This window comes from Photorhabdus laumondii subsp. laumondii (assembly GCF_003343245.1).
Taxonomy (GTDB): Bacteria; Pseudomonadota; Gammaproteobacteria; order Enterobacterales; family Enterobacteriaceae; genus Photorhabdus; species Photorhabdus laumondii.
Window position 1 is genome coordinate 2,419,995 of record NZ_CP024901.1, and the last position, 26,067, is coordinate 2,446,061.

16 protein-coding genes are annotated in these 26,067 nt (G+C 39.4%); 12 read left to right on the plus strand and 4 right to left on the minus strand.

What is annotated here, in order from left to right; all coding sequences use genetic code 11:
- Positions 1 to 834: 834 nt before the first annotated feature.
- Positions 835 to 2,046, plus strand: a complete 1,212-nt coding sequence (locus tag PluTT01m_RS10620) for a phage tail protein (protein ID WP_011146304.1) — start codon at positions 835 to 837, stop codon at positions 2,044 to 2,046.
- A 68-nt stretch (positions 2,047 to 2,114) separates the two neighbouring features.
- Here PluTT01m_RS10620 and PluTT01m_RS10625 read toward each other — a convergent pair whose 3' ends face one another.
- Positions 2,115 to 2,549: a type II toxin-antitoxin system VapC family toxin gene (locus PluTT01m_RS10625; protein ID WP_011146305.1), complete on the minus strand. Its 435-nt coding sequence runs from the start codon at positions 2,547 to 2,549 to the stop codon at positions 2,115 to 2,117.
- Positions 2,546 to 2,767, minus strand: a complete 222-nt coding sequence (locus PluTT01m_RS10630; protein ID WP_011146306.1) for a hypothetical protein — start codon at positions 2,765 to 2,767, stop codon at positions 2,546 to 2,548. Before PluTT01m_RS10630 ends, PluTT01m_RS10625 begins: the two co-directional genes overlap by 4 nt.
- A 608-nt stretch (positions 2,768 to 3,375) precedes the next feature.
- Here PluTT01m_RS10630 and PluTT01m_RS27495 point away from each other — a divergent pair.
- Both PluTT01m_RS27495 and PluTT01m_RS10640 read left to right on the plus strand, forming a co-directional pair.
- Positions 3,376 to 3,654 (plus strand): phage tail fiber protein, encoded by a 279-nt coding sequence (locus PluTT01m_RS27495; protein ID WP_041380061.1) that lies wholly within the window; start codon positions 3,376 to 3,378, stop codon positions 3,652 to 3,654.
- 445 nt (positions 3,655 to 4,099) lie between these two features.
- Positions 4,100 to 5,848, plus strand: a complete 1,749-nt coding sequence (locus tag PluTT01m_RS10640; protein ID WP_041380062.1) for an ABC-F family ATP-binding cassette domain-containing protein — start codon at positions 4,100 to 4,102, stop codon at positions 5,846 to 5,848.
- A gap of 150 nt (positions 5,849 to 5,998) precedes the next feature.
- On the opposite strand, the gene ychF is transcribed toward PluTT01m_RS10640, so the two are convergent.
- On the minus strand, positions 5,999 to 7,090 hold the full coding sequence (gene ychF, locus PluTT01m_RS10645; protein ID WP_011146309.1) for a redox-regulated ATPase YchF: 1,092 nt from the start codon (positions 7,088 to 7,090) through the stop codon (positions 5,999 to 6,001).
- A 141-nt stretch (positions 7,091 to 7,231) separates the two neighbouring features.
- Positions 7,232 to 7,822, minus strand: a complete 591-nt coding sequence (gene pth / locus PluTT01m_RS10650) for an aminoacyl-tRNA hydrolase (protein WP_011146310.1) — start codon at positions 7,820 to 7,822, stop codon at positions 7,232 to 7,234.
- Positions 7,823 to 8,225: 403 nt separating this feature from the next.
- Here pth and PluTT01m_RS10655 point away from each other — a divergent pair, with 403 nt between their 5' ends.
- The 9 genes from PluTT01m_RS10655 to PluTT01m_RS10695 all read left to right on the plus strand — a co-directional run bounded on the left by PluTT01m_RS10655 (position 8,226) and on the right by PluTT01m_RS10695 (position 26,054).
- Positions 8,226 to 10,166, plus strand: a complete 1,941-nt coding sequence (locus tag PluTT01m_RS10655) for a phage tail protein (RefSeq protein ID WP_011146311.1) — start codon at positions 8,226 to 8,228, stop codon at positions 10,164 to 10,166.
- A gap of 409 nt (positions 10,167 to 10,575) precedes the next feature.
- On the plus strand, positions 10,576 to 15,750 hold the full coding sequence (locus PluTT01m_RS10660) for an inverse autotransporter beta domain-containing protein (protein WP_232507914.1): 5,175 nt from the start codon (positions 10,576 to 10,578) through the stop codon (positions 15,748 to 15,750).
- A gap of 17 nt (positions 15,751 to 15,767) precedes the next feature.
- The gene (locus tag PluTT01m_RS10665) at positions 15,768 to 15,986 is read left to right on the plus strand and encodes a hypothetical protein (RefSeq protein WP_041380063.1); all 219 of its coding nucleotides are present in this window, start codon (positions 15,768 to 15,770) and stop codon (positions 15,984 to 15,986) included.
- A gap of 563 nt (positions 15,987 to 16,549) precedes the next feature.
- Positions 16,550 to 18,052 carry a hypothetical protein gene (locus tag PluTT01m_RS10670; protein ID WP_041380064.1) on the plus strand — a complete coding sequence of 501 codons (1,503 nt, stop codon included), beginning with the start codon at positions 16,550 to 16,552 and terminating at the stop codon, positions 18,050 to 18,052.
- Positions 18,053 to 18,636: 584 nt separating this feature from the next.
- A complete protein-coding gene (locus PluTT01m_RS10675; protein WP_011146314.1) occupies positions 18,637 to 20,139 on the plus strand; it encodes a hypothetical protein in 1,503 nt (500 codons plus the stop codon).
- 382 nt (positions 20,140 to 20,521) lie between these two features.
- Positions 20,522 to 22,024 (plus strand): hypothetical protein, encoded by a 1,503-nt coding sequence (locus tag PluTT01m_RS10680; protein ID WP_041380065.1) that lies wholly within the window; start codon positions 20,522 to 20,524, stop codon positions 22,022 to 22,024.
- A 417-nt stretch (positions 22,025 to 22,441) separates the two neighbouring features.
- Positions 22,442 to 23,962, plus strand: a complete 1,521-nt coding sequence (locus tag PluTT01m_RS10685) for a hypothetical protein (protein WP_041380066.1) — start codon at positions 22,442 to 22,444, stop codon at positions 23,960 to 23,962.
- 83 nt (positions 23,963 to 24,045) lie between these two features.
- Positions 24,046 to 24,732 carry a hypothetical protein gene (locus tag PluTT01m_RS10690; protein ID WP_011146317.1) on the plus strand — a complete coding sequence of 229 codons (687 nt, stop codon included), beginning with the start codon at positions 24,046 to 24,048 and terminating at the stop codon, positions 24,730 to 24,732.
- Entirely contained in the window at positions 24,729 to 26,054 is a 1,326-nt protein-coding gene (locus PluTT01m_RS10695) for a hypothetical protein (protein ID WP_011146318.1), read from the plus strand. The genes PluTT01m_RS10690 and PluTT01m_RS10695 overlap by 4 nt, the downstream gene beginning before the upstream one ends.
- The last annotated feature ends 13 nt before the right edge of the window (positions 26,055 to 26,067 follow it).

Genomic DNA, 26,067 nt, shown 5'->3' on the forward strand with positions numbered 1-26,067 from the left:
TTTTCCTTTATGGATTTATACCCGTCATCTTTCAAGTTGCCTCTTTGTTGGCTGCACTCGCTCACCCCGGTCACATAGTTTGCTATGCTCTCGGGGATTCACTCCCTTGCCGTCGCGATGCACCTTGAAATCCATAGGGTATATTAGATAATTAATTGATTTTCATTCTTTACTCAAAATGAGATCCAGATTCAGAAACTATAATTTTTTTTATATCAACAATATAGGGTTTTATTTATATGATAAGCATATGTTCCTGAAAACCGAGAATATCTTAATCAATAGGTAAAAATATATATCTAATCTTTTAATAATAGTGTAAAAATGTAGTATGTAAAGTCCATTATCGCAAAATTTGTGTTTTGGTTGTTCTAATTGAATAATCCTGCATTATATTATTCGGATATTTATTTTTTATTTTATAATAATGCGCTTTGTTATTAATTATTTGTCGATTTATTTTGGTTTATATTTATTTGGAATGAATAATTACAAGTTAAAATTACGATCAATTATATTGGCTTCTTGGTTAAAATATTTTGTTATATGGTGGGATTTATTTATTTTTGGAAAGTAAATGTTATTATAAATATTTTCGAGATGAAATGGATGGAAAGAGTTACTTTCATATATTGGACAGAAATGGTTTTAATATATGTCTGGTTTTAGGGAGTTTAAAATTTATTGCTATCAATTATAAAAATAGTTGGCAATTTAGGTTGTAAGAATATTCCATTATTGTTTTTCTAAGCTAGACTATGATTGAAGTGAATTATGGGGAATGATTTTCACGGTGGTTAAATTAAAATAATATTATTTGATTTTGGAGGGTGTATGAGTTCTAAAAATGATTTTAAAGCCTTTTCTATTGGTAATAATGCTAATATAGTGAGTCAAGAAGGATATGAAGAAAGCCGGAGTTTAAAGATTGGGTTTCCACCAGACGACAATATTACTGTTCATTTGCTCAATAAGGTATTGCGTCAGTCATCGACAATATCATCTGTTGTGGCTAATTTTATTGCGACATATTCCGGCGATGATGTTTTGGATAATGGGGATATCGCTAAACTTGCCGCCCAATTAAATGGCGCGTTAGAACAAAAAATTGCCACCGAAGTACCAAATGCCTCATTAACACAAAAAGGTGTTACTCAGCTTACAGATAAAACTGGCAACAGTAATACCCTGGCGGTAACACAGAAGCTAGTTTCTGATGTGAATGATAATGCTAATAACCGATTGGCAAAAGGCCAAAACGGCGCAGACATTCCTGATAAAAAAGCCTTTGTGGAAAATCTCGCTTTAGAAGTGATTAGTACAAAACCGGTTATTGTTGGGAATAATACAGCTTCTACAATCGATAATTTTGATAACATTCCTCAGAATTCGACATATTTTGGCTATCCAGTAGGGTTAAATGGTCCAGGTGTACATGGTCCCGGAATGAGATTTTCAGGAGGGTATGGGACTTTTAAGGGTTATGAGCTGATGATTCACTCCTCATACTTGCCGAAGAGCGAATTATACTATAGAACGCACAATGGTGACGGTAACATCAATAAATGGAATCCGTGGTATAAAGTCTGGTCAACAAGCAACGCCAAACCAGATACTAATGGCAACCTTAAAGTTTCCAGTCCAGTGGTAGATATTCATCCAGACGGAACTTACCAGTTAACTTGCGAAGCGGAAGGGGTGACGGTCAAGCGAATAGAGACAGGGAAATATCGTATCAGCGGCTGCAATGGTTTTGCTAAAGATGGGGAATGGGGAATTCATGGTGGTACTATTGTTCCGGCAGATAGCAACGGGTTAAATCTTATTTGGGTTTGTGAATTGGTAGATTCAGCCAGTGGCGATATAACCATTGAATGTTATCATCGTCAAAATAGAGATGCGCCGATATTTGCGCAAAATAAGCGTGTTAAGAGTATTAACGATGATGGAGAAGTTGTTTATTACAATGATGGTGAGTTATGCGACATTCCTGATGGGCGCGTCATTAATGTTCGAGTGCAATTGCTGGAAAAATCACAAGAATAAAATAAAAAAATCCACGCAACTGCGTGGATTTCAAGGGCTTTAGCTAACTCCAGCATAATGCCTTTCCTCTAAGGCTCTTCTGTACCATCGATCTCCAAGGCGGCTTTATCAAATGTATAAAGCGGCGAAACCGATTTTTTGTTTTTTATGCCATACCGCTGAGACTTATTCACTATCAATGCATCCGCAAAGTCGGCCTGCTTCGTCTTGCCGCCGCATTTAATCGGTTTGGCATTGATGTAGTCATCCAACGCACACCAGAGCGCATGACCATCTTCGAAGACAACATTAGGCTCTTCAATGAGCCTGTGCAACACTTCTATCAGCGCCTCTTTAGGTAGCAAGTAACGCTTGCCTCTCAATGTCCAAATTGTCTCGACTAAGACCACATCGGTGATCAAGATTTTTTGTTTGCCTTCAAAAAGTGCATTGGCCTTTTGAGACTGGTTCGCGTCATCTTGCAGAAGATATCTGAGAACAATATTTGTATCTACCGCAATCATTTGTGTATGGCACTCTCAAGTGATTCTTCTTCACTCACCTGGTGATCGGCCAGGATACCCTTTAATATCCCCTTCGCGGCCCCTTTGCGCTTTGTGACAATTGAGATGACTCCTTTTCGGCTGACGAAACTCTCATACTCATCACCTGGCTGAATGTTAGCTATCGAACATTGCTCAAGCGGTAACGTTACCTGCCTTTTCTGGCTAACTATTGGCATACAAACACCTCTTTACTAAATGTAAAAGATAAAGATATGCACGTCTTTACATATTGTCAATAGTAAATATCTATACTTATACCCGTCATCCCCGTCATCTTTCAAGTTGCCTCTTTGTTGGCTGCACTCGCTCACCCCGGTCACATTATGCTCCCGGGGATTCACTCCCTTGCCGTCGCGATCCATCTTGAAATCCATAGGGTATATTAGATAAGTAATTGATTTTCATTCTTTACTCAAAATGAGATCCAGATTCAGAAACTATAATTTGTTTTATATCAACAATATAGGGTTTTATTTATATGATAAGCAATGTTCCTGAAAACCGAGAATATCTTAATCAATAGGTAAAAATATATATCTAATCTTTTAATAATGGTGTAAAAATATAGTATGTAAAGTCCATTATCGCAAAATTTGTGTTTTGGTTGTTCTAATTGAATAATCCTGAATTATATTATTCGGATATTTATTTTTTATTTTATAATAATGCGCTTTATTATTAATTATTTGTCGATTTATTTTGATTTATATTTATTTGGAATGAATAATTACAAGTTAAAATTACGATCAATTATATTAACTTCTTGGTTAAAATATTTTGTTGTATGGTGGGCTTTATTTATTCTTGGAAAGTAAATGTTATTATAAATATTTTCGAAATGAAATGGATGGAAAAGAGTTACTTTCATATATTGGACAGAAATGGTTTTAATATATGTCTGGTTTTAGGGAGTTTAAAATTTATTGCTATCTTTGCGCAAAATAAGCGTGTTAAGAGTATTAATGATGATGGGGAAGTTGTTTATTACAATGATGGTGAGTTATGCGACATTCCTGATGGGCGAGTAATTAACGTTCGAGTACAACTGCCAGAAAAACCATAAGAATAAAATAAAAAAATCCACGCAACTGCGTGGATTTTAAAGGCTTTAAAGAGGTAACTCTCATATGTCCTTATTTGAATCATGATTTTAATCGTGAAGCAGCTTTTACCAAAATATCTAAAAAAAACGCATAACCGCCTGTTAGTCATTAAATTTATTGATACCTGGTTATTTTTATTTAATTATTGTTTGCCTGTAAATAGACAGCTTTGTTACGATGACAGTATCGTTCAATTTGGAAAAATAAGGAGGCTAATTATGATGTTGTGTGATGTGATCGAATATTCACACTTCTTTGGTAATCGCCAGAGCTCAGGCTTTCACAGTATTACACTGCGATAACCTGTCTGAGCGAAGTTATCTAAAAAAATCTCTTCCTCAGCTTACTGGGTTGTCGCCCCCTGACTTAACCCGGGTATCTCTGTACCTGAAAAATGAGTAAGCTATGAGCACATTATTATCTGTAAAATCAATCTGTTACGAAGTATCTACCGCCATGTTGCTGAATAATGTCTTTTTCACTATTCAGGCTGGTGACCGTATTGGTCTGATTGGTCATAACGGCAGTGGAAAAAGTACGCTATTAAAATTATTGACAGCGCAACTACTTCCTAGCGTTGGCACTATTCACTATGCCAGCCATTGTGTGACTGCCTATATTGAGCAGCATTTACCGGAAGACGTGGAAAATCAGCCATTAATTGATGCGGTTTTACAAAAATTACCTGTTGATGAACGTGTGACAGAACGCTGGCGTGCGGAAATTCTTCTGACACAGCTCGGTTTTGCTGAAACCTTGTGGGCACAACCTGCCAGTCAGCTCAGCGGTGGGCAACACACACGTCTGCTATTAGGCAGGGCATTAATACAGGAGCCTGATCTGCTATTACTGGATGAGCCAAGTAATCATCTGGATTTACCTACTCTATGGTGGTTGGGCAATTTTCTTCAGTCCTGGAAAGGGAGTTTTATTCTGGTTTCCCACGATCAGACTCTGCTCGATAAGGTCACTAATTGCACATGGATATTGCGCGACAAGACCCTCTATTTTTATCGTTTACCCTGTTCTGAGGCCCGTCAAGCTCTCGCAGAAAAAGATATGAGTGATGAACATCGCCATCAGTTTGAACAGAACGAGATTGATCGTGTTACGTCCAGTGCCAAACGCCTTGCAAACTGGGGACGCATTTATGATAACGAAGATCTGGCACGCAAAGCGAAACAGATGGAAAAACACATTGAACGTTTGAAAGATGCGCAGACAGTATTGACTGAAGGTTACCAGTGGCAGTTGACATTAACCGGCCAGCCTATTCAGGCTGATCGCGTTCTTGAACTTGACTATGCCACCATAACAGTACAGGGTGGCTCAATACCACTGTTTACCACCGGCTTTCATCAGGTAAAGAGTGGTGATCGCATTGCTATCATTGGTGCCAATGGTTGTGGTAAATCAACCTTGTTGCGACTGTTGTGGCAACGTTATCTCTCAGCGATGCGCCACAGTCCTGATATAAAGTTCCATCCGGCCATTACAGCAGGTTATTACGATCAGCAATTACACCAATTGCATGATAACGACAGCCTGATAGATGCATTACGGCCATTTGCACTACTGACAGACGAACAGCGCAAGATGGCGCTGATTGGTGCCGGTTTTGCTTACTCGTGCCATCAGCAGAAAGTGGCTACTCTCAGTGGTGGTGAACGTTCAAGGTTGCTGTTTGTGGGACTGAGTTTGGCGAAGTATGAATTGATCATGCTGGATGAGCCGACCAACCATCTGGATATTGAAGGTAAAGAAGCATTGTGTGAGCAAATTGCGACATTTAGTGGTGCATTACTTGTTGTTAGCCATGATCGCTGGTTGATCGAAAATAGCTGTCAGCGTTTTTGGTTTATCAATAACAACCAGTTGGAAGAGTATCACGATGTTGAGGCTATTTATCAGCAAATTGAACAGATGAGTCAGCAGCAAAGTAAACACAAAGAGTATGGCCGCTATGCTTCCCACATTGCTGATGACAGGTTACAACCATCCTTATTGCTGGAAGAGCAATTACTGGAGCGCCTGTTTTATCTTGAAGAAAAACTGGAAATCGATAGGAAACGTAAGATTGCTCACCAAAAGCCACATCTTCAGCAGCAGTGGATAAAGGAGATAGAAAAAATACAGGCTCAGTTGAACCTGTAATTCGTTGCCCGTAACAGACGCATTTAGCCCGAGCTGTTACGATATTTTTTGAGACATCATGAAAACAAAAATCCACGCAACTGCGTGGATTTTAAGAATTTTAATCAGTCTCAGAGAGATCTTGTGATGTTGTCAGAGATGAAAAATAAATTAGACATTAAACAAGAAATTCATTACATCGCCATCTTTAACGATATAGTCTTTACCTTCTGAACGCATCTTGCCGGCCTCTTTGGCCCCTTGCTCGCCTTTGTAAGTAATGAAATCTTCAAAAGGGATGGTTTGTGCGCGGATAAAACCTTTTTCAAAATCAGTATGGATCTTACCGGCTGCTTGTGGTGCGGTTGCGCCAACTGGGATGGTCCATGCCCGAACCTCTTTCACGCCGGCGGTGAAGTAAGTTTGCAGATTCAGTAACTGATAGCCAGCGCGGATAACGCGATTTAAACCGGGTTCTTCCAGCCCAAGTTCAGCCATAAATTCTTCGCGTTCATCATCTTCCAGCTCCGCGATATCCGCTTCTACCGCCGCACAAACCGGTACGACCACTGAACCCTCTTTTTCTGCGATCGCACGAACCGCATCCAGATGAGGGTTGTTTTCGAAACCCTCTTCGTTGACGTTAGCGATATACATGGTGGGTTTCAGCGTCAGGAAACTCAAATAGCGGATAGCCGCTTTCTCTTCGGTACTGAGATCCAACGCCCGCAACATACCCGCTTGTTCCAGATGAGGCAGACATTTTTCCAGAGCTGCCAATTCTGCTTTGGCCTCTTTATCGCCACCTTTGGCTTTTTTCTGCACACGATGAATGGCCCGTTCGCAGGTGTCCAGATCGGAAAGGGCCAGTTCGGTATTGATGATCTCAATATCAGCAGCAGGATCAACTTGACCGGAAACGTGAATGATATTGTCATTGACAAAGCAGCGCACAACATGGCCGATAGCTTCTGTTTCACGAATGTTAGTTAAAAACTGGTTGCCCAAGCCTTCACCTTTTGATGCACCTTTCACCAGACCCGCAATATCGACGAATTCCATTGTGGTCGGTAAGATTCGCTGAGGTTTCACAATTTCAGCCAGTTGTTCAAGCCGTGGATCTGGCATAGGGACGACACCGGTATTAGGTTCAATGGTGCAGAACGGGAAGTTTGCTGCTTCGATACCGGCTTTAGTCAGCGCATTGAATAAGGTTGATTTTCCGACGTTAGGCAGGCCAACGATACCGCATTTGAATCCCATGATTTTCACCTTAATTTACTTATAAATCAAAAGGCTGTATCAGCCTTTTCGATGAGTCAAAAAAATTGGCGCCATTATACACGGAATGACGGGTTATCACGATCTTACAGACAAGATTTATCGATTCCAGATTCCATGTCATCAAACGCTGGCTTTAAAGCTATGTAAACGGTTGATCGCTTTATCCATATCTTGTTTCATCAGGATATCAGTACAACGCCGTGCTTCATCAATGGCATCATCAATCAACTGTTGTTCACTGGCTGGTGGTTTGCCTAGCACAAAGCCAACCACTTTATTTTTATCGCCGGGATGGCCGATACCAATACGTAAGCGATAAAAGTTAGGGTTATTGCCAAATTTGTTCTGAATATCTTTCAAGCCATTATGACCGCCATGACTACCACCCAGCTTCATTTTTGCCACCCCGGGCGGTAAATCGAGTTCATCATGAGCCACCAGAATTTCATCCGGTTGAATACGGTAGAAGGAGGCGAGGGCTACGACAGATTTACCACTGAGATTCATAAACGTCGTCGGGACTAACAGACGAACATCGTGACCGCAGATATTAATCCGGGCGGTATAACCGAAAAATTTACTCTCTTCTTTCAGTGATTGATTGTGGCTCCGAGCGAGTAGATCAACATACCAGGCTCCGGCATTGTGTCTGGTTTGAGCATATTCAGCACCGGGATTAGCCAGACCGACGATTAATTTTATGTTACTCACTATTTTTCTTCACTTTTGGCAGTAAAACAAAAAGGAGGATAGTTTACCTGCCGGGTACGACGAGTACAAAGTTCAGTTTGATTGAGTCTTCCTTGTCAGTGATTCCCGATCGTTAAGTGACTTTCATTATGTAAAATTGTAAAAAATAATTTAATAAGTTTTGCAATTGTAATAGCAAGTGAGGAAATGGATGGAAATATTTTTGATATAGATCTGGCTTAATGACATTTGGTTTTTCATTGCTATCAATTATAAAAAATAGTTGGTAATTTAAGTTGTAATATTGGCTCAATTATTATTTTTCTAAGCTAAACTATAATTAAAATAAATTGAGGGGAATTATTTTTACAGGAATTTAACATGTTGATTATGAAATGATGTTTTTTTAATTTTAGGAGTATATATGAATCAAAAAAATGATTTTAAAGCTTTTTCTATTAGTAATAATGCTAATGTGGTGAGTCAAGAAGGATATGAAGAAAGCCAGAGTTTAAAAACGGGATTTCCACCAGATCATATTACGATTCATTTACTAAACAAGGCGTTACGTCAGTCGTCAACCATAACATCTGTTGTGGCTAGTTTTATCGCAACATATTCCGGTAATGATGTTCTGGATGATGGGGATATAGCCAAACTTATTGTCCAATTAAATAGAGCATTAGAACAAAAAATCGGAATAGCAGTACCAAGTGCTTCATTAACACAAAAAGGTGTTATCCAGCTCACAGATACAATAGGTAATAGTAATACCCTCGCGGTAACGCAGAAACTGGTTTCTGATGTAAATGATAATGCGAATAACCGATTGGCAAAAAATCAAAATGGCGCAGATATTCCTGATAAGAGCGGGTTTGTGAAAAACCTCGGCTTATCGGAAACAGTGGAATTGGCGAAAAATGCGGTATCGGCCAATGGCGGGAATTATCCACAGTATTTTAGGTTTAAACAGGTTGAAACACTGCCCACCGAACGTAATGCGACGATGTTAGTTTCTTTGCAGGGAGCCAGACCGCAAAATGGGCTAGTCGGGTTTACGCATTACAACTGGTATGACAATTATATTAAAACAGGTATTGTGCGTGGTGGTAATGTTAATACCTACGGATATGCGATAGATATTAATGACAAACGGGTTTTTTCTGTTTCTCCTGAGGGTTTGATTGAAGCCGCGTCAGCGAATATAAATGGGAACGCTAGGTTTAAACAGGTTGAAACACTGCCCACCGAACGTAATGCGACGATGTTAGTTTCTGAATCTGGTTTAAGATCGACGGGTACAATAGTCTCGTATACGCTTTACAATTGGTATGACAATTATGCTAAAGCCGGTATTGTGCGTGGTGGTAGTGCTAATACCTACGGATATGCGATAGATATTAATGACAAACGGGTTTTCTCTGTTTCTCCTGCGGGTCTGATGGAAGCCGCGTCAGCGAATATAAGGGGAAATGCGGGGGTTTTTAACATAACCCATGATACGGGTAAACATGCATATTTTCAGTTTATTGAGGAAGCAAAAAGGACGGCCTATGTTGGATTCCCGAGTGACGGCTCACCGGATTTTGATATTTGTAACGAAAAAAAATCTAGCAAATTAACCATTGGTCGAGAGTTGGCGGCATATATTAATAATAATCGGGTTTTCTCTGTTTCTCCTGCGGGGCAGATTGATGCCGGGTCGGCAAATTTAAAGGGGGCCGGGGGTATTTTTAATATAATATATGACACGGGTAGACACGCATATTTTCAGTTTGTTGAGGGAGGAAAAAGAACTGCCTACATTGGAGTTCCAGGTGACGGCTCATCGGATTTTGATATTTGCAACGAAAAAAATTATGGCAGGCTGACAGTTGGCGAAAAGTTGAAATATAACGGTAATCCTATTGCTGTTTTTAATGATAACTGTATTGCTGATACTAACGGCAATCTTAAAATATCCAGCCCTGTAGTGAGTATTCATCCAGACGGCACTTATGAATTAACTCGCGAAGCGGAAGGTATGACTGTCGAGCGGATCGAGACAGGGAAATATCGCATCAGCGGCTGCAACGGTTTCGCTAAAGATGGAGCATGGGGAATTCACGGTGGTACAATTGTCCCGGCAGATAGCAACGGATTAAATTTGATTTGGGTTTGTGAATCAGTAGATCCATCTAATGGCAATATAACCATCGAATGTTATCATCGTCAAAATAAAGATGCGCCGATATTTGCTCAAAATAAACGTGTTAAGAGCGTTAATAGTGATGGAGAAGTCATTTATTATAATGATGGTGAACTCTGTGATATCCCCGATGGACGAGTGATTAATGTTCGAGTTCAACTGCCGGAAAAATCATAATAACCATAATCACTGAGTGTAAACTCAATAATGATAAATAGACAGAAAACCCGTTGGAGCGGGTTTTCTGCTTATGTTTTTAATGAAAGTTTGTTTTTAATGAAAGTTGTATAAATATTTAATGCCGTGTTAGTAAATGATTTACGACGATTTTTATTTTGCTAAGTGATTACTTATTGTTATCGACTGATAATTTATTTTCATTATACAAAGTCATAAAAAGTAATTTATTGTACTCATTAGCTATAACTGAATATATACCCAATGGATTTCAAGATGCTTCGCGACGGCAAGGGAACGAATCCCCGGGAGCATAGATAACGATGTGACCGGGGTGAGCGAGTGCAGCCAACAAAGAGGCAACTTGAAAGATGACGGGTATAACAGCAATAACTTTAGGTAATTTCTGATGAGCATCAATCGTAATTCTCGTAATGTAATAAATTGTAAGATAAATAAAGGTGTGCTAATCGTCTGTTTTTTATTTGCAGCGCTTATGCTACTAAAAAGTTATCCTGCTTTATCTGAACCAGTAAAGTCTTTGATTGGTATTGAAAATTGCCAGGAATACCCAGAGGCAGTTATAGAGCATAATATTGATAGCAAAAAACAGATAACCGAGCAGGCTAGCAATAAGTTACACGAAAACGTTACTTATAAAGAGAAAAAGCGATCAGAGCCGAGGAGATGTGGTAATTTTTTATCAAAGAGAAGCGTAGTAGGAAAAAACGATAGCGGTGAAAAACCAAAAATACTGTGGTTAGACGAAGATAGTCATAAAGACGGTAATCACCCCCTCCCTCCTTTAATTTTATCTCATGGCACTAAAATCCTTGGATTATTAAATTCAGATCCGAAAAAATTGGCACAGGATTATATTGTTAATAAATTAAACAGTCAGATAACAAGTAATACCCAGAAGTGGTTATCACAGTTTGGTACAGCTAAAATTAATTTAAATGTTGATCATCGTGGGCGACTGGATGAAAGTTCTGTAGACTTACTCGTTCCTTTTTATGATGATAAAGATCATTGGCTTGTTTATAGTCAATATGGCTATCGTCATAAAGATAGCCGTGACACTGTGAATTTAGGCATTGGCACCCGTTTATTCATAAATAACTGGATGTATGGGGCGAACACTTTTTACGATAATGATTTAACTGGTAATAATAGCCGATTCAGCTTGGGTGGTGAACTATGGACTAACTACCTAAAGATGTCTGCTAACGCCTATTTTCGCCTGAGTGATTGGCATAACGCCCGTGATTTAGTCAATTATTATGAGCGCCCTGCCAATGGTTATGACCTTATTGCCGACATGTATTTACCTTCAATGCCGTCACTCGGTGCCAAAATAAAATATGAACAATATTTTGGTGATAATGTTGCATTATTCGGAAAGAACAAGAGACAAAAAGATCCCTATGCGGCAACTATTGGGGTAAATTATACCCCAATTCCACTGATCACAGCAGGGATTGACTATAAATTAGGAAAAGAGGGAAAAAGTGATGGTATATTTTCATTCAATGTGAATTACCGATTTGGTGTTCCGTTGTCAGAACAACTTTCACCAGAAAATGTCTCTTCACTACGAAGCTTGGCCGGCAGTCGTTACGACTTAGTTGAAAGAAATAATAATATTATTTTGAATTATCTGAAAAAACAGCAACATTTTAGGTTACTGGTCCCTGTAATAGAAATTAGTAGTTACGGTGGTGAAGTTAAACCAATACAAATTCAATCTGATACTCCATTCAAAAATGTGACTTGGGATATACCTGAATTATTCCAGAAGAATGGCGGGATGATAAATATAGAAAGTACTCATGGTTATACCATTCAGTTACCGGAATATCAGCCTGATGGAAAAAATGACTATACTATAACAGGTACAAGTAAAGATGATCAGCTGAGGGTGCAAATACAAGCTCATGTATTACAACGTAATATCTCTTTGAGTGTTAATACAACCGATCCTTTAATTGCTGATGGAAATGCGAAATATGTCTATACAGCTACCCTGCTTGGCGCTGACAAAAAAACGCCGATAGAAAATGCCAAATTGATTTGGGATACGGATAAAAAAGATCCTGGATTGAAATTAAAGCCTGATTCAGAAGCAACAGATAAAAATGGACAACAGACTGCAACATTAACCAGTACAACGCCATTATCCGATATACAAGTTAGCGTCAGGATTAATGGCGAACGTGTTACTACGGATAAAAAAGTCAGTTTTACGGAGTCCAGCAGCAGCTATCGAGTCACCGGCGTGACGGTGGGTGTGGATAAAGACAAGAAGCGCTACAACAACGGTGCTGACAGTTATACCTTCACGGCGACGGTGGTAGATGGGCATGGCAAGCCGGTGGCGGATAAACTAATCGACATTGACTGGCAGACAGACTCAAAGGTTGACGGACTAAAACTGACGAAACAGAACAACTCGGTGAGTAACGCGCAGGGACAGGTGACTGCGACCTTAACCAGCACGGCGGCGGTGGAGAATGTGCAGGTATCGGCGAAAACAGCCAGCCAGCAGACGGCGGTGAACGCGAACGGCAAAGTCAGTTTTACGGAGTTCAGCACCAGCTATTATGTCGCCAGCGTGACGATGGAAGTGGATAAAGACAAAGTACGCTACAACAACGGCAGTGACAGTTATACCTTCACGGCGACAGTAAAGGACGGGCACGGCAATCTGGTGATGGGTCAACCGGTCAACATTGACTGGCAGACAGATCCAAAGGCTGACGGACTAAAACTGACGAAACAGAACAACTCGGTGAGTAACGCGCAGGGACAGGTGACTGCGACCTTAACCAGCACGGCGGCGGTGGAGAATGTGCAGGTATCGGCGAAAACAGCCAGCCAGCAGACGGCGGTGAACGCGAACGGCAAAGTCAGTTTTACGGAGTTCAGCACCAGCTATTATGTCGCCAGCGTGACGGTGGAAGTGGATAAAGACAAGGCGCACTACAACAACGGCAGTGACAGTTATACCTTCACAGCGACAGTGAAGGACGGGCACGGCAATCTGGTGGTGGGTCAACCGGTCAACATTGACTGGCAGACAAATCCAAAGGCTGACGGGTTAAAACTGACGAAACAGAGCAATTCGGTGAGTAACGCGCAGGGGCAGGTGACCGCGACCTTAACCAGTACAGTGGCGGTGGAGAATGTGCAGGTATCGGCGAAAACAGCCAGCCAGCAGACGGCGGTGAACGCGAACGGCAAAGTCAGTTTTACGGAGTTCAGCACCAGCTATTATGTCGCCAGCGTGACGGTGGAAGTGGATAAAGACAAGGCGCACTACAACAACGGCAGTGACAGTTATACCTTCACGGCGACAGTGAAGGACGGGCACGGCAATCTGGTGGTGGGTCAACCGGTCAACATTGACTGGCAGACAGATCCAAAGGCTGACGGGCTAAAACTGACGAAACAGAACAACTCGGTGAGTAACGCGCAGGGACAGGTGACCGCGACCTTAATCAGCACGGCGGCGGTGAAGGATGTGCAGGTATCGGCGAAGGCGGTGGCGAACCCGTCATGGGTCGAGGCTGATCGAAAGGTGAGCTTTGAGGAGCTGAGCCTCAGCTATCAAGTCACCGGCGTGACGGTGGAAGTGGATAAAGACGAGAAGCGCTATAACAACGGTACTGACAGTTATACCTTCACGGCGACGGTAGTGGATGCGCATGGCAAGCCGGTAGCGGATAAGCCAATCGACATTGACTGGCAGACAAACCCGAAGGCTGATGGGTTAACCCTGACGAAACAAAGCAATCCGGTGAGTAACGCGCAGGGACAGGTGACGGCGATCTTAACCAGCACGGCGGCGGTGAAGGATGTGCAGGTATCGGCGAAGGCGGCGGCGAACCCGTCATGGGTCGATGCTGATCGAAAGGTGAGCTTTGAGGAGCTGAGTCTCAGTTATCAAGTCACCGGCGTGACGGTGGAAGTGGATAAAGATAAGGCGCACTACAACAACGGCACTGACAGTTATACCTTCACGGCGACGGTGGTGGATGGGCATGGCAAGCCGGTAGCGGATAAACCGATCGACATTGACTGGCAGACAGAGCCAACGGTTGAGGGGTTAAAGCTGACGAAACAGAACAACTCAGTGAGTAACGCGCAGGGACAGGTGACGGCGACCTTAACCAGTACAGCGGCGGTGGAGAATGTGCAGGTATCGGCGAAAACAGCCAGCCAGAAGACGGCGGAGAATGCGAACGGCAAAGTCAGTTTTACGGAGTTCAGCGCCAGCTATTATGTCGCCAGCGTGACGGTGGAAGTGGATAAAGACGAGAAGCACTACAACAACGGTACTGACAGTTATATCTTCACGGCGACAGTGAAGGATGGGCACGGCAATCTGGTGGTGGGTCAACCGGTCGACATTGACTGGCAGACAGATCCAAAGGCTGACGGGTTAAAACTGACGAAACAGAACAACTCAGTGAGTAATGCGCAGGGACAGGTGACCGCGACCTTAACCAGTACAGTGGTAGCGATTGATGTACAAGTGTCCGCAAAAACAGCTACTCAGCAGACGCCGGTGAATGTAGATAAAAAAGTCAGTTTTATCAGCCCTGATGAGCTTGCTTCTCTTACTGTTAGCCCAGATCACGTAACAGAAGGAGAAGGCGAGGGGCATACTTATACCTTCACTGCCACAGTAAAAGATTTTTCCGGGCAGGCGAAAAGCGGTATTACGGTGGCCTGGAGTGCAGCAAATAGTAAGGGAGTCACCATTACTGATAAAAACTTGGTAACTCAGGTAGTGGGTGATGGTAAAACAGATGCTGATGGGAAAGCGCAATATCAGGTATATAGTAAAAGTGGCGGGTTTGTTGCTGTTATGGTAACGGCCAAAGTGAATGATTCATCTGTTGGTTCTAAGAATAAAACGGTAGAAATTAAGGCTAATGAGCAGGATGTTACTGACTTCTTTATAATGGATTATGACACTAAAGATGGAAAAGGACCCGGGCGTTCGGTTCCAAAAGAAAGAATGAATTTTGCTTGGCCAAAAATGAGGTTTGAACCCGAGTATTTGCCTGGAGAATTAACTATAGCTGGTTATACTGGAGTATATGACTCAAGTAATAGGAACGTAGTTGATGTGGATGGACATTATTTTCAAGTTAAAAAAGCAGGAACGGCTACATTAACTACGACGTTTACACACCCAGAATCTGGCCGGTATTTAAAATATATTATTCCCGATGTGAAAATTGATCACTTTGTAATTGTTGATTCTAGCTCGACAGGGCCGGGGATTGGTTCCGCTTACTCGAAGGATCGTATTGACACGAGTAAGCCTTTACCTAGTTGTACAAGAGGAAATAGGATAAAGGAGAGTGATCTTGGTGGTTCAATTGATTATTTGGTTAAGGATTTGAATTTGAATCTTATTGATAAGGGTTTATTAGGAGATCCACGAGCTTCGTTAAATTCTAACGGAATAACAATGGGAGGGCTACAAATAAATGACGAAAGTATTCAGGTTCATTTGTTGAAGGAGAAAGATCCAAATGCAATTTTTTATGTGGTTTTATGTGAAGAGTAGGAAGGAAATAATAGGTAGTGAGCATTATTGTTGAAGCGCACTATTTTGATAGAAAATTAGGTGTTTGTTACTGGTTGGTGTTTAATTTTAATATGAAGTTTAATATGTTAACACTTACAGCAGATATAATTTCAGGAATGACGATTTTAGAAGAGTGCTCAGTTGTCATTACTGCTACTTATAGTGAAAATGTAGCCATGCTATCTTCTCGTTATTTTAATCGAGCCAGTCTCTAATGAACGATCACAGGGGTTTCTCGTGCATTAGCTGTAGCTGGAATTTTTACTCACCAAGGTTATTTAGAACTTGAACAGCGAGGGAAAATCAATTATTTGATTATTCAGGGAAGGGACTTGGATGCTTATGTTGTAGGGCTGGAAGTTGAAATCAATGTAGATGATGTTATTGATGTAAGTGTTTACGCTGATGGTATTATGGGAGAGGAGTTAGATTAAGTATTTATTACTATTGATCCTCATACATGAATCAAGGAAGATACGGAGGTTAGAATAAGTGTTATTCAGCTTGGTCAGTCGCTTTTTTCATATGTGGACTCATATGCTGATGGTTTCTGACTTAGTTTTTTGAATGTGAGGAGGAAGCATCGTATCCTATTTTACGATATCTTTTGGATAAAGAATACATTGCTATTACAGTAATGGCTAAAGTGAATAATTTATTTGTGTGACAAACAGGAAGGAGGTAATAGAGAGTAAACATCGTTGTATAAACGCATTATTTTGATAGAAAATTAAGTGTTTGTTACTGATTGGTGTTTAACTTTAATATGAGGTTTAATATGTCGACACTTACAGCAGATATAGTTTCAGGAATAACGGTTTTAGAAGCGTGCCAAGTTGTTATCACAGTGACTTATTCAGGTGATGATGCTCATAAAGTAACGGAAACGACTGGCATAGTGCACAGTACCCCCAAAAATACCTATTTTGATAAAATTCCTCGTATTTCAAGAGATGTTGAGAAAAATACCTGCACTGCGAAATTTGTTGTTACTGCTAATTCTGGCACTGGTGATTTTACCATAGAATTTTCAGTGGATAGGGCTACGGACCCCGATGCTAAATTAGAAATTGCATTTCATTCTATTGATAAAAATGGTTTTTCACATGCAGCATTTGAACCTATCATTATTGGTGATTCGCTGATAAAAGATTTATCTCCGGCAGCAGATAATGAGGAGCCTTCTGATTTTAATGGTAACCTCCTCGTTAATCTATATGCGCTGAGTAAAACAAATGATCCATTACCCTATTTTCAAATTCCCCTGGTAACGGATAAATTAGTACGTATTTTTAGGTATGATAGGGAAAAAATTACGGAAGAAATATTTCCTTTTATTCAAGAACTGAATAATAATAAATACTATATTAATACAGATGATAAAGGTTTTGTTGCCTTAAAGATTTTTCCCAGTCAGGAGGAAGATGGGAACTATGCAGTTAATATGTTCACTGAATTGCAGGGTTTTTCAAGGAAATCTTCATCAAATATTCTGTTTATTACAGAAGACATTGCTCCAGCGCTGGTGATGCCAGATATAGAAGAGCTGGACGGTGATAGATTAACGCCATCAACAGGATATAGCAATACAGGTTTTCATGTGAGTATCCCGTTCTATGAAGGTGTTAAACCGAGAGATAGAATTTTCTTAATGATCAGAGAAGATAATGATGAAACGCCAAGTGCGTCCACTGTCATTACTGATCTGAGTCAGTTGGATATACCATCTATTTTAGTTCCATATGCCAGTATTCCAAATATTGGCAATAATGGGTTATACTATTACGTAGCTGATGTAATAGGAAACATAACTATGTCATCTGCCCTCTATTTTAATTTAACGAGATCAACACCAAATATACCACCAGAGATTAAGCGTATATTAGCGAGACCTAGAATCTTTAATCATAAACGACAGAAGGAATTTAGTTGGCCAGGTAAGATTAGTTTTAAGTATATTTTAGGTGGAGGGTTGGATGCCCATATTGCTGTGGGTAAAAACAGTGGAATAGAGGTAAATCATGTCATTAATGTACGTATTTACGTTAATGGTATTATCAATGATAATCCATCTTCGAAAATTTATTCTATTGATCCTCATACGGTAACTGCCGACGAAGTGGCGGCAGGAGAGACTATTATTCCACTTGGTCAGGCGTTTTTTACTAATATAGATTCATATGATGATGGTACGCCAGGCTTGGTTTATATCACTTACAGCGTAGGCAAAAACGAATCTAAGATTTGGTTTGGACATATTGATACTGTTCCACCTAGGTAATAAATTTAACTGATTGAGCTTTTATCTGTTTGTTGGAAAATGCTCACGCATTTTCCACTTTTCTGAACATATTTCTTATTGATGAACTGGCGATTCTTCATTACCAAGCTATAATATTTTATTAAGCGTTGTCATTTTACTTTCAACCAATGAATCACGGAGTTAATGGTGGCAGTATGAATAATGGTCAATATGGCGAAAAGTGATTTAACAATTATCGTAGTTTTAGCCCCAGATATATTGTGACTATATAGTATATACTTGGATATAAAGCTTATGTTATGAGTAGTGGGTTTATTGCTATTACATTAATAGCTAAAATGAATACTTATTTGTGTAACAAACAGGAAGGAGGTAATAGGATAATAAATAGTAAGTATCGTTGTATAAACGCATTATTTTGACAGAAAATTAAGTGTTTGTTACTTATATACCCTATGGATTTCAGGATGCATCGTGGCGGCAAGGGAGTGAATCCCCGGGAGCATAGCAAACTATGTGACCGGGGTGAGCGAGAGCAGCCAACAAAGAAGCAACTTGAAAGATAACGGGTATAGGCGTTTAACTTTAATATGAGGTTTAATATGTCAATACTTACAACAGATATCGTTTCAGGAATAACGGTTTTAGAAGCGTGCCCGGTTGTCATTACTGTGACTTATTCAGGTGATGATACACATAAAGTAACGGAAACGACTGACATAATGTACAGTCACCCAAAAAATACCCGTTTTGATAAGACCCCTCGTATTTTAAGAGATGTCGAGAATAATACCTGTACTGCAAAATTTGTTGTTACTGCTGGTTCTGACGCTGGTGATTTCATCATAACATTTTCAATGGATAAGGCTACGGACCCCGATGCTGAATTGGGGATTGCATTTCATTCTATTGATAAAAATGATTTTTCACATGCAGCGTTTGAACCTATCATTATTGGCGATTCGTTGATAAAAGACTTATCTCCGGTAGCTGATGATGAACGACCTTCTGAATTTAATGGCAGCTTGCTTATTAATATCTATGCGTTGAGTAAAACAAATGAGCCGTTACCCTATTTTCAAATCCCTCTGGTAATTGATAATTTAGTACGTATTTTTGGGTATGATGGAGAAAACATTACGGAAGAAATATTGCCTTTTATTAAAGAAATCAATAATAATAAATACTATATTAATACGGATGATAAAGGTTTTGTTGCTTTAAGGGTTTTCCCTCGTAAGGAGAAGATTGGTAATTATACCGTTGATATGTTCATAGAATTGCCGGGTTTTTTAAAGAACGCTTCATCAAATATTCTTTTCATTATAGAAGACACTGCTCCAGCGCTTCCTGCGCCAGACATTGAAGAGCTGGATGGAAATAGATTAACGCCATCAGTAGGAAATAGTAGCACGGGGTTTCATGTGAGTATCCCATTTTATAAAGGTGCTAAACCGAGAGATAGGATTTTTTTAGTAATTAGAGAAGATAATGACGAAACGCTAGGTGCGTCTACTGTCATTACTGATCTGTATCAGTTGAATAATCCATTTATTTTAGTTCCATATGCCAGCGTTCCAAATATTGGCGACAATGAATTATGTTATTATGTGGCTGATGTAGTGGGAAATGTAGCTATGTCTTCTGCTCTCTATTTTAATTTAACAGGGTCAGTACCGAATGAACCACCAGAAGTTAAGCGGACATTAGCAGTACCCAGAATCTTTGCTCATAAACAGCAGTTAGAATTTGAACAGTCAGGTAGGATCAATCTTGAAAATATTTTAGGAGGAGGGTTGAATGCCCATATTGCTGTGGGTCAAAACAATGGAATAGATGTGGATAGTGTTATTAATGTACGTATTTACGTTAATGGTATTGTAAATGATAACCCATCCTCACGACTTTATTCTCTTGATCCTCATACGGTAACTGCCGATGAAGTGGCTGCTGGAGAAACTATTATTCAGCTTGGCCAGGCTCCTTTTACTAAGGTAGGTTCGTATTGTGATGGTACACCAGGCTCAGTTTATATCACTTATAGTGTAGACACGAAGGAGTCTGAGATTTGGAGTGGGCACATTAATACTGCTCCAGTAGGATAATAAATTTAACTGATTGAGCTTTTACCTGTTTATGGAAAATGCATAAGCATTTTCCATTTTCCCGGACATGTTGCTTATTTTGTGAATTGGCGATTTTTTCATTACCGAGATACAATATTTAATTGAGTGTTGTCCTTTTATTTTAAACCAAGGAATCATGGCACTAATGATGATAGTATGAATAATGGCAAACAGGGTGAGAAGTAATTTTACAGTTATCCTAATCTTGACCAAAAAATAACGGATGAAGTAAATAATTTATTTTTGTAACAAACAGGAAGGAGGTAATAGACAGTAAGCATCGTGGTGTAAACGCATTATTTTGGTAAGAAGATTAGACGTTTGTTACTTATTGATGTTTAACTTTAATATGAGGTTTAATATGTCGATACTTACAGCAGATATCGTTTCAGGAATAACGGTTTTAGAAGAGTGCCCGGTTGTTATTACGGTGACTTATTCAGGTGATGAGTCTCATAAAGTAACGGAAACGACGGATATAGTGTACAGTGACCAGAAAGATGTCAGTTTTGATGAAACCCCTCGTATTTCAAGGGATGTCAAGAATAATATCTGCACTGCAAAATTTGTTGTTACTGCTCATTCTGTCGCCAATGATTTCACCATAATATTTTCAATGGATAAGACTACGGACCCCGATGCTAAATTAGAGATAGCATTTCATCCTATTGATAAAAATGGTTTTTCACATGCAGCGTTTGAACCTATGATTATTGGCGATTCGTTGGTAAAAGACTTATCTCCGGTAGCGGATGATGAGCAACCTTCTGAGTTTAACGGCAGCCTCATTGTTAATATCTATGCGCTGAATAAAACAGATGATCCGTTGCCTTATTTTCAAATTCCCTTGGTAACTGATAGGATGGTACGTATTTTTGGTTATGAGGAAGGACAACTTACGGAAGAAATATTTCCTTTTATTCAAGAACTCAATAATAGTAAATACTATATTAATACGAATAGTGAAGGTTTTGCTGCCTTAAGAGCTTTCCCTAGCAAGGGAGAGGGGGGTAACTATACAGTCAATATGTTTACAGAGTTGCAGGGTTTTTCAAGGAAATCTTCGTCAAATATTCTGTTTATTACAGAAGATATTGCTCCAACCCTTGTGATGCCAGATATTAAAGAGTTAGATGGCGATAGATTAATACCATCAGTGGGAAATAGTAGCACGGGTTTTCATGTGAGTATCCCATTTTATGAAGGTGCTAAACCGAAAGATAGAATCTTCTTAATGATCAGGGAAGATAATGATGAAATACAAAGTACATCTACTGTCATTACTGATCTGAATCAGTTGGATAGTCCGTTTATTTCAGCTCCATATGCCAGTATTCCAAATATTGGCGATAATGAGTTATACTATTATGTGGCTGATACAATGGGAAACGTAGCTATATCATCTTCCCTCTATTTTTATTTAACGAAGTCAGTACCGAATCAACCGCCAGAGATTAGGCGTACATTAGCGGCAGCTAGAATTTTTACTCATAAAGATCAGAGCGAACTTAAACAGCGAGGTAAGATCAATCTTGTAAAAATTTTAGGGGGAGGGCTGGATGCGCGTATTGCTGTGGGTAAAAAAAATGGAATAGATGTGGATAGTATTATCAATGTACGTATTTACGTTAATGGTATTGTCAATCATAGCCCATCTTCAAAAATTTATTCTCTTGAACCTCATACGGTAACTGCCGAAGAAGTGGCGGCAGGAGAGGCTATTATTCTGCTTGGTCAGGCACCTTTTACCGGTGTGGACTCGTATGATGATGGACCAGGATTAGTTTATGTCACTTATAGTGTAAATATAAAGAACTCCAAGATTTGGTTTGGACGCATTGATACGGTTCCCCCCGGACAATAAATTTAACTGATTGAGATTTTACCCGTTTATGGAAAATGCGTAAGCGTTTTCCATTTCCCCGGACATGTTTCTTATTTGTAAACTAGCGATTTTTTATTGTGGGTTATTTTCAACCAATGAATCATGGAGTTAATGGTGACAGTATGAATAATAGCAAACATGGTGAAAAGTGATTTAACGATTACCATTGTCTTAATCATATAAAAATTATGGTTATGTTGTCTGCTTGGATATAAAGCTTATGCTCTGAGTGATGGATTTATTGTTATTACATGACCGGCTAAAGTAAATAATTTATTTGTTGAGAAGTAGAAAGGAGGTAATAGGTAGTCGGCATCATTGTGGAAGTGTATTAATTTTGATAGAAAATTAGATGTTTTTTACTTATTGATGTTTAACTTTAATATGAGATTGAATATGTCTACACTTACAGCAGATATCGTTTCAGGAATAACGATTTTAGAAGGGTGTCCAGTTGTTATCACTGTGACTTATTCAGGTGATGAGGTTCATAAAGTAACGGAAGCGACTGATATAGTGTACAGTGACCAGCAAGATGTCAGTTTTGATGAGATTCCGCGTATTTCAAGGGATGTCAAGAATAATATCTACACTGCAAAATTTGTTGTTTCTGCTTATTCTGATGCCAGTGATTTCACCATAATGTTTTCAATGGATAAAGCTACCGATCCTGATGCTAAATTAGAGATTGAGTTTCATTCTATTGGTAAAAATGATTTTTCATACGAAGGGTTTACCCCTATAATTATTGGCGATTCGTGGGTAAAAGATTTTTCTCCGGCAGAAGATAATTGGCGACCTTCACTATTTAATGACAGACTGCTTATTAATATTTATGCTTTGAATAAAAAAAATGATCCACTTCCTTATTTTCAAATTCCTCTGGTAACGGATAAGCCAGTGCGTATTTTTGGTTATAATAGAGGGCAAATTAGGGAAGAAATATTGCCGTTTATTAGTGAAAAAGATAATTGTCAATATTATATTAATACAGATAGTAAAGGATTTATTGCCTTAATAGTTTTCCCTAAGAAATCTGAGGGTAACTATTCAGTGAATATGTTGACAAAACTGCCATATCTTTTAAAAAGCGCTTCATCAAACATTTTGATGATTACCGAAGATATTGAGCCAACGCTTCCAGCGCCAGATATTGCAGAACTGAATGGTAATAAATTAATGCCATCAGTAGGAAATAGCAATACAGATTTTCATGTGATTATTCCATTTTATGAAGGTGTTAGGCCGAGGGATAGAGTTTTTTTAATAATTAGAGAAGATGATGACGAAACGCAAGGTGCGTCTGCTGTCATTACTGATCTGAATCAGTTGGATATGTCATTTATTTCAGTTCCATATGCCAATATTCCAAATACTGGCAATAATGAGTTGTATTATTATGTGGCTGATGCAACTGGAAACGTCGCTGTATCATCTGCCCGCTATTTTAATTTAACGAAGCCAGTACTAAATGTACCACCAGAGATTAGGCGTATATTAGCGGTACCCAGAATTTTCAGTCATAAAGATCAGGTAGAATTTAGACAGTCAAGCAAGATTAATCTTGCAAGTATTTTAGGAGGAGGGTTGGATGCTCATATTGCTGTGGGTGAAAAGAATGGGATAGAGATAAATAATGTCATTAATGTACGTATTTACGTTAATGGTATTATCAATGAGAATCCATTTTCAAAGATTTATTCTCTTGCACCTCATACGGTAACTGCCGACGTAATGGACGCTGGAGAAGCTATTATTCCACTTGGTCGGGCGATTTTTACTAATGTAAATTCATATCGTGATGGTACGCCAGGCTGGGTTTATATCACTTATAGTGTAGGCATGGAGTGTAGTGAAAGTACAAAGCACTCTAAGATTTGGTATGGACGCATTGATACGGTTCCCCCCGGACGATAAATTTAACTGATTGAGATTTAATATTTTATTAAGCGTTATTATTTTATTTTCGATTAATAAATCATGGAGTTAATGGTGACAATATGAATAACGGCATATCAAGTGTGATTATCACAGAAAACGCGGCGATGAGTGATTTAACCGATTACCCTAATCTTAACCCTCAAAATATTGTGACTCTATATGGTTTGCCTGGGCATAAATTCTATGCTACGACATCTATCGGTGCTTTCATTGTAGACGATAACATTAATCTAGATCAGATCATATTGACGTTAGATGAGACTGGAAAAGGACATTTTTATGTTCGTTCTCCGTTTGAACATAAAAATATTAAAAATAGCGAAGAATTTTCGGCTTTTGTGGTGATTGCCCCGCAAGAGGATATCAATAAAGTAATGTCTTTTCCGCTTACTTTTGGTAATTATCGTCAGTCTGATGAGGCTATAATATTTACCGCCTATAATTATACTACAGGCGCTCCGGCAGATGGCAAGACGCCTTGCTCGATATATCTTTTCATTGATCGTGAACATAATGATGATATTAATCAAATCCGGATAAGAGTGAATAATAATGCCCTCATCGATGGTTATAATAAAGATTGGGCAGATATTCCATTAAAGGAGGATGGTAGTGCGACAGTGAATGTGATTAGCAACACAGTAGGTAAAGTTAATGTTTGGCTAACAGCGCCTGATTCAGATTCAGGCGATAAAGTCAATTTTGTTTTATCGTTCAGACCGACTCCAATGGGAGGTGAAATATGATTACCAATAACGACAATACACCTATTTCTTTATCGTCGCCAGAATTGCCGCAAGCAGAACACGATGGCCTGATTGATGTTTCTGTTCAACAGAACCAAGATTTAATTATCAAAGTACCTTATCATGAGTGGCTAAGAATCGGGGATATGATCGTGGTAAATGTTGGGGGGATATTTTCTCGGCCCTATTATATTCAGAATATTAATCTTGATTTTTTTACTGTAACTATTCCGTTCTCTGAAATACCGGATGGTTGCTATAATGTGACTTATACATCAGCCGATGATTTCGAGAATGAAAATTTCTCTAAACCGGCTGTTATTAAAATTATTAATTCCCCATCGATAAAATTATTACCATCCATTTATCCAGATTCAACATCTGGCGTGATTCACTATTCATCTCTTGTACAACATAGTGGGTTAAATGTGCATATTAGTTATCAGCAGATGCAGAAAGGCGATAGCGTCATATTCCACTGGCAAGGGCATAATTTTGACTATGATCCGATTGCGAGGGCGGCCTGGGATGCACAACCAATAACAGTCAGTGATGAGGATGTTAAGCAGGGTTATGTTTCTTTAGTGGTGCCGGCGGAAAATGTGCTTTGTTTGGGTCAAGAGGGCGTGGGAACAGGGTATTATGAGGTTGGTAATAATAGTTCTGCTCCAGGTTCAGTGATATTGTCGCTAACGGATATGTCATCTGCCATGATATCAATTAGTGAAGGTGCGCCGATGGTATCTAATGAATATCCCAGAATAAACCCGAAAAATTTAGCTGTGGTTTATGGGCCGCCAGGAAAGAGATTATCGGCCAGTGTTGAATCAGGCAGTATTGTTGAAGGGGGTGGTGCAAAATATCAGTTTTCCCCTAATAGTTTCGGGCTGGCTTATTTCCATTTGCAATCTGAGGTAGCGGGTAGTTTTCGTTGTACTGTTTCGGCGGAGGATGGTTCTATAACACCGGGTGTAAGTCAGGCAGTATTTAGTGAGTGGAGAGATGGAGGAAATATTATCAGTGCTTATGCATTTACCTCTGAAGTACCTGCTGATGGCGTGAGTGTTTGTAGTGGTTATGTTATTGTGGACCGTACTGTCTATTCCGGTAAAAGATTACTTGTTCGTACTGATGGCTCCGCGATAATTTCAGGTTATGGTGATAATGAAAGAGAGTTGCAGGTTGCGATTAGTAAAGATGGTTGTACAACTTTCCATATAACTAATACCAAAGCAGAAAAAAATAATGTGATAATAAGTTTACCCGATACTGATAAGTCGATTCAATTTTCTATTAATTTTAAACACTTTCCTTTTGTTTAGCGTAAGGAATATT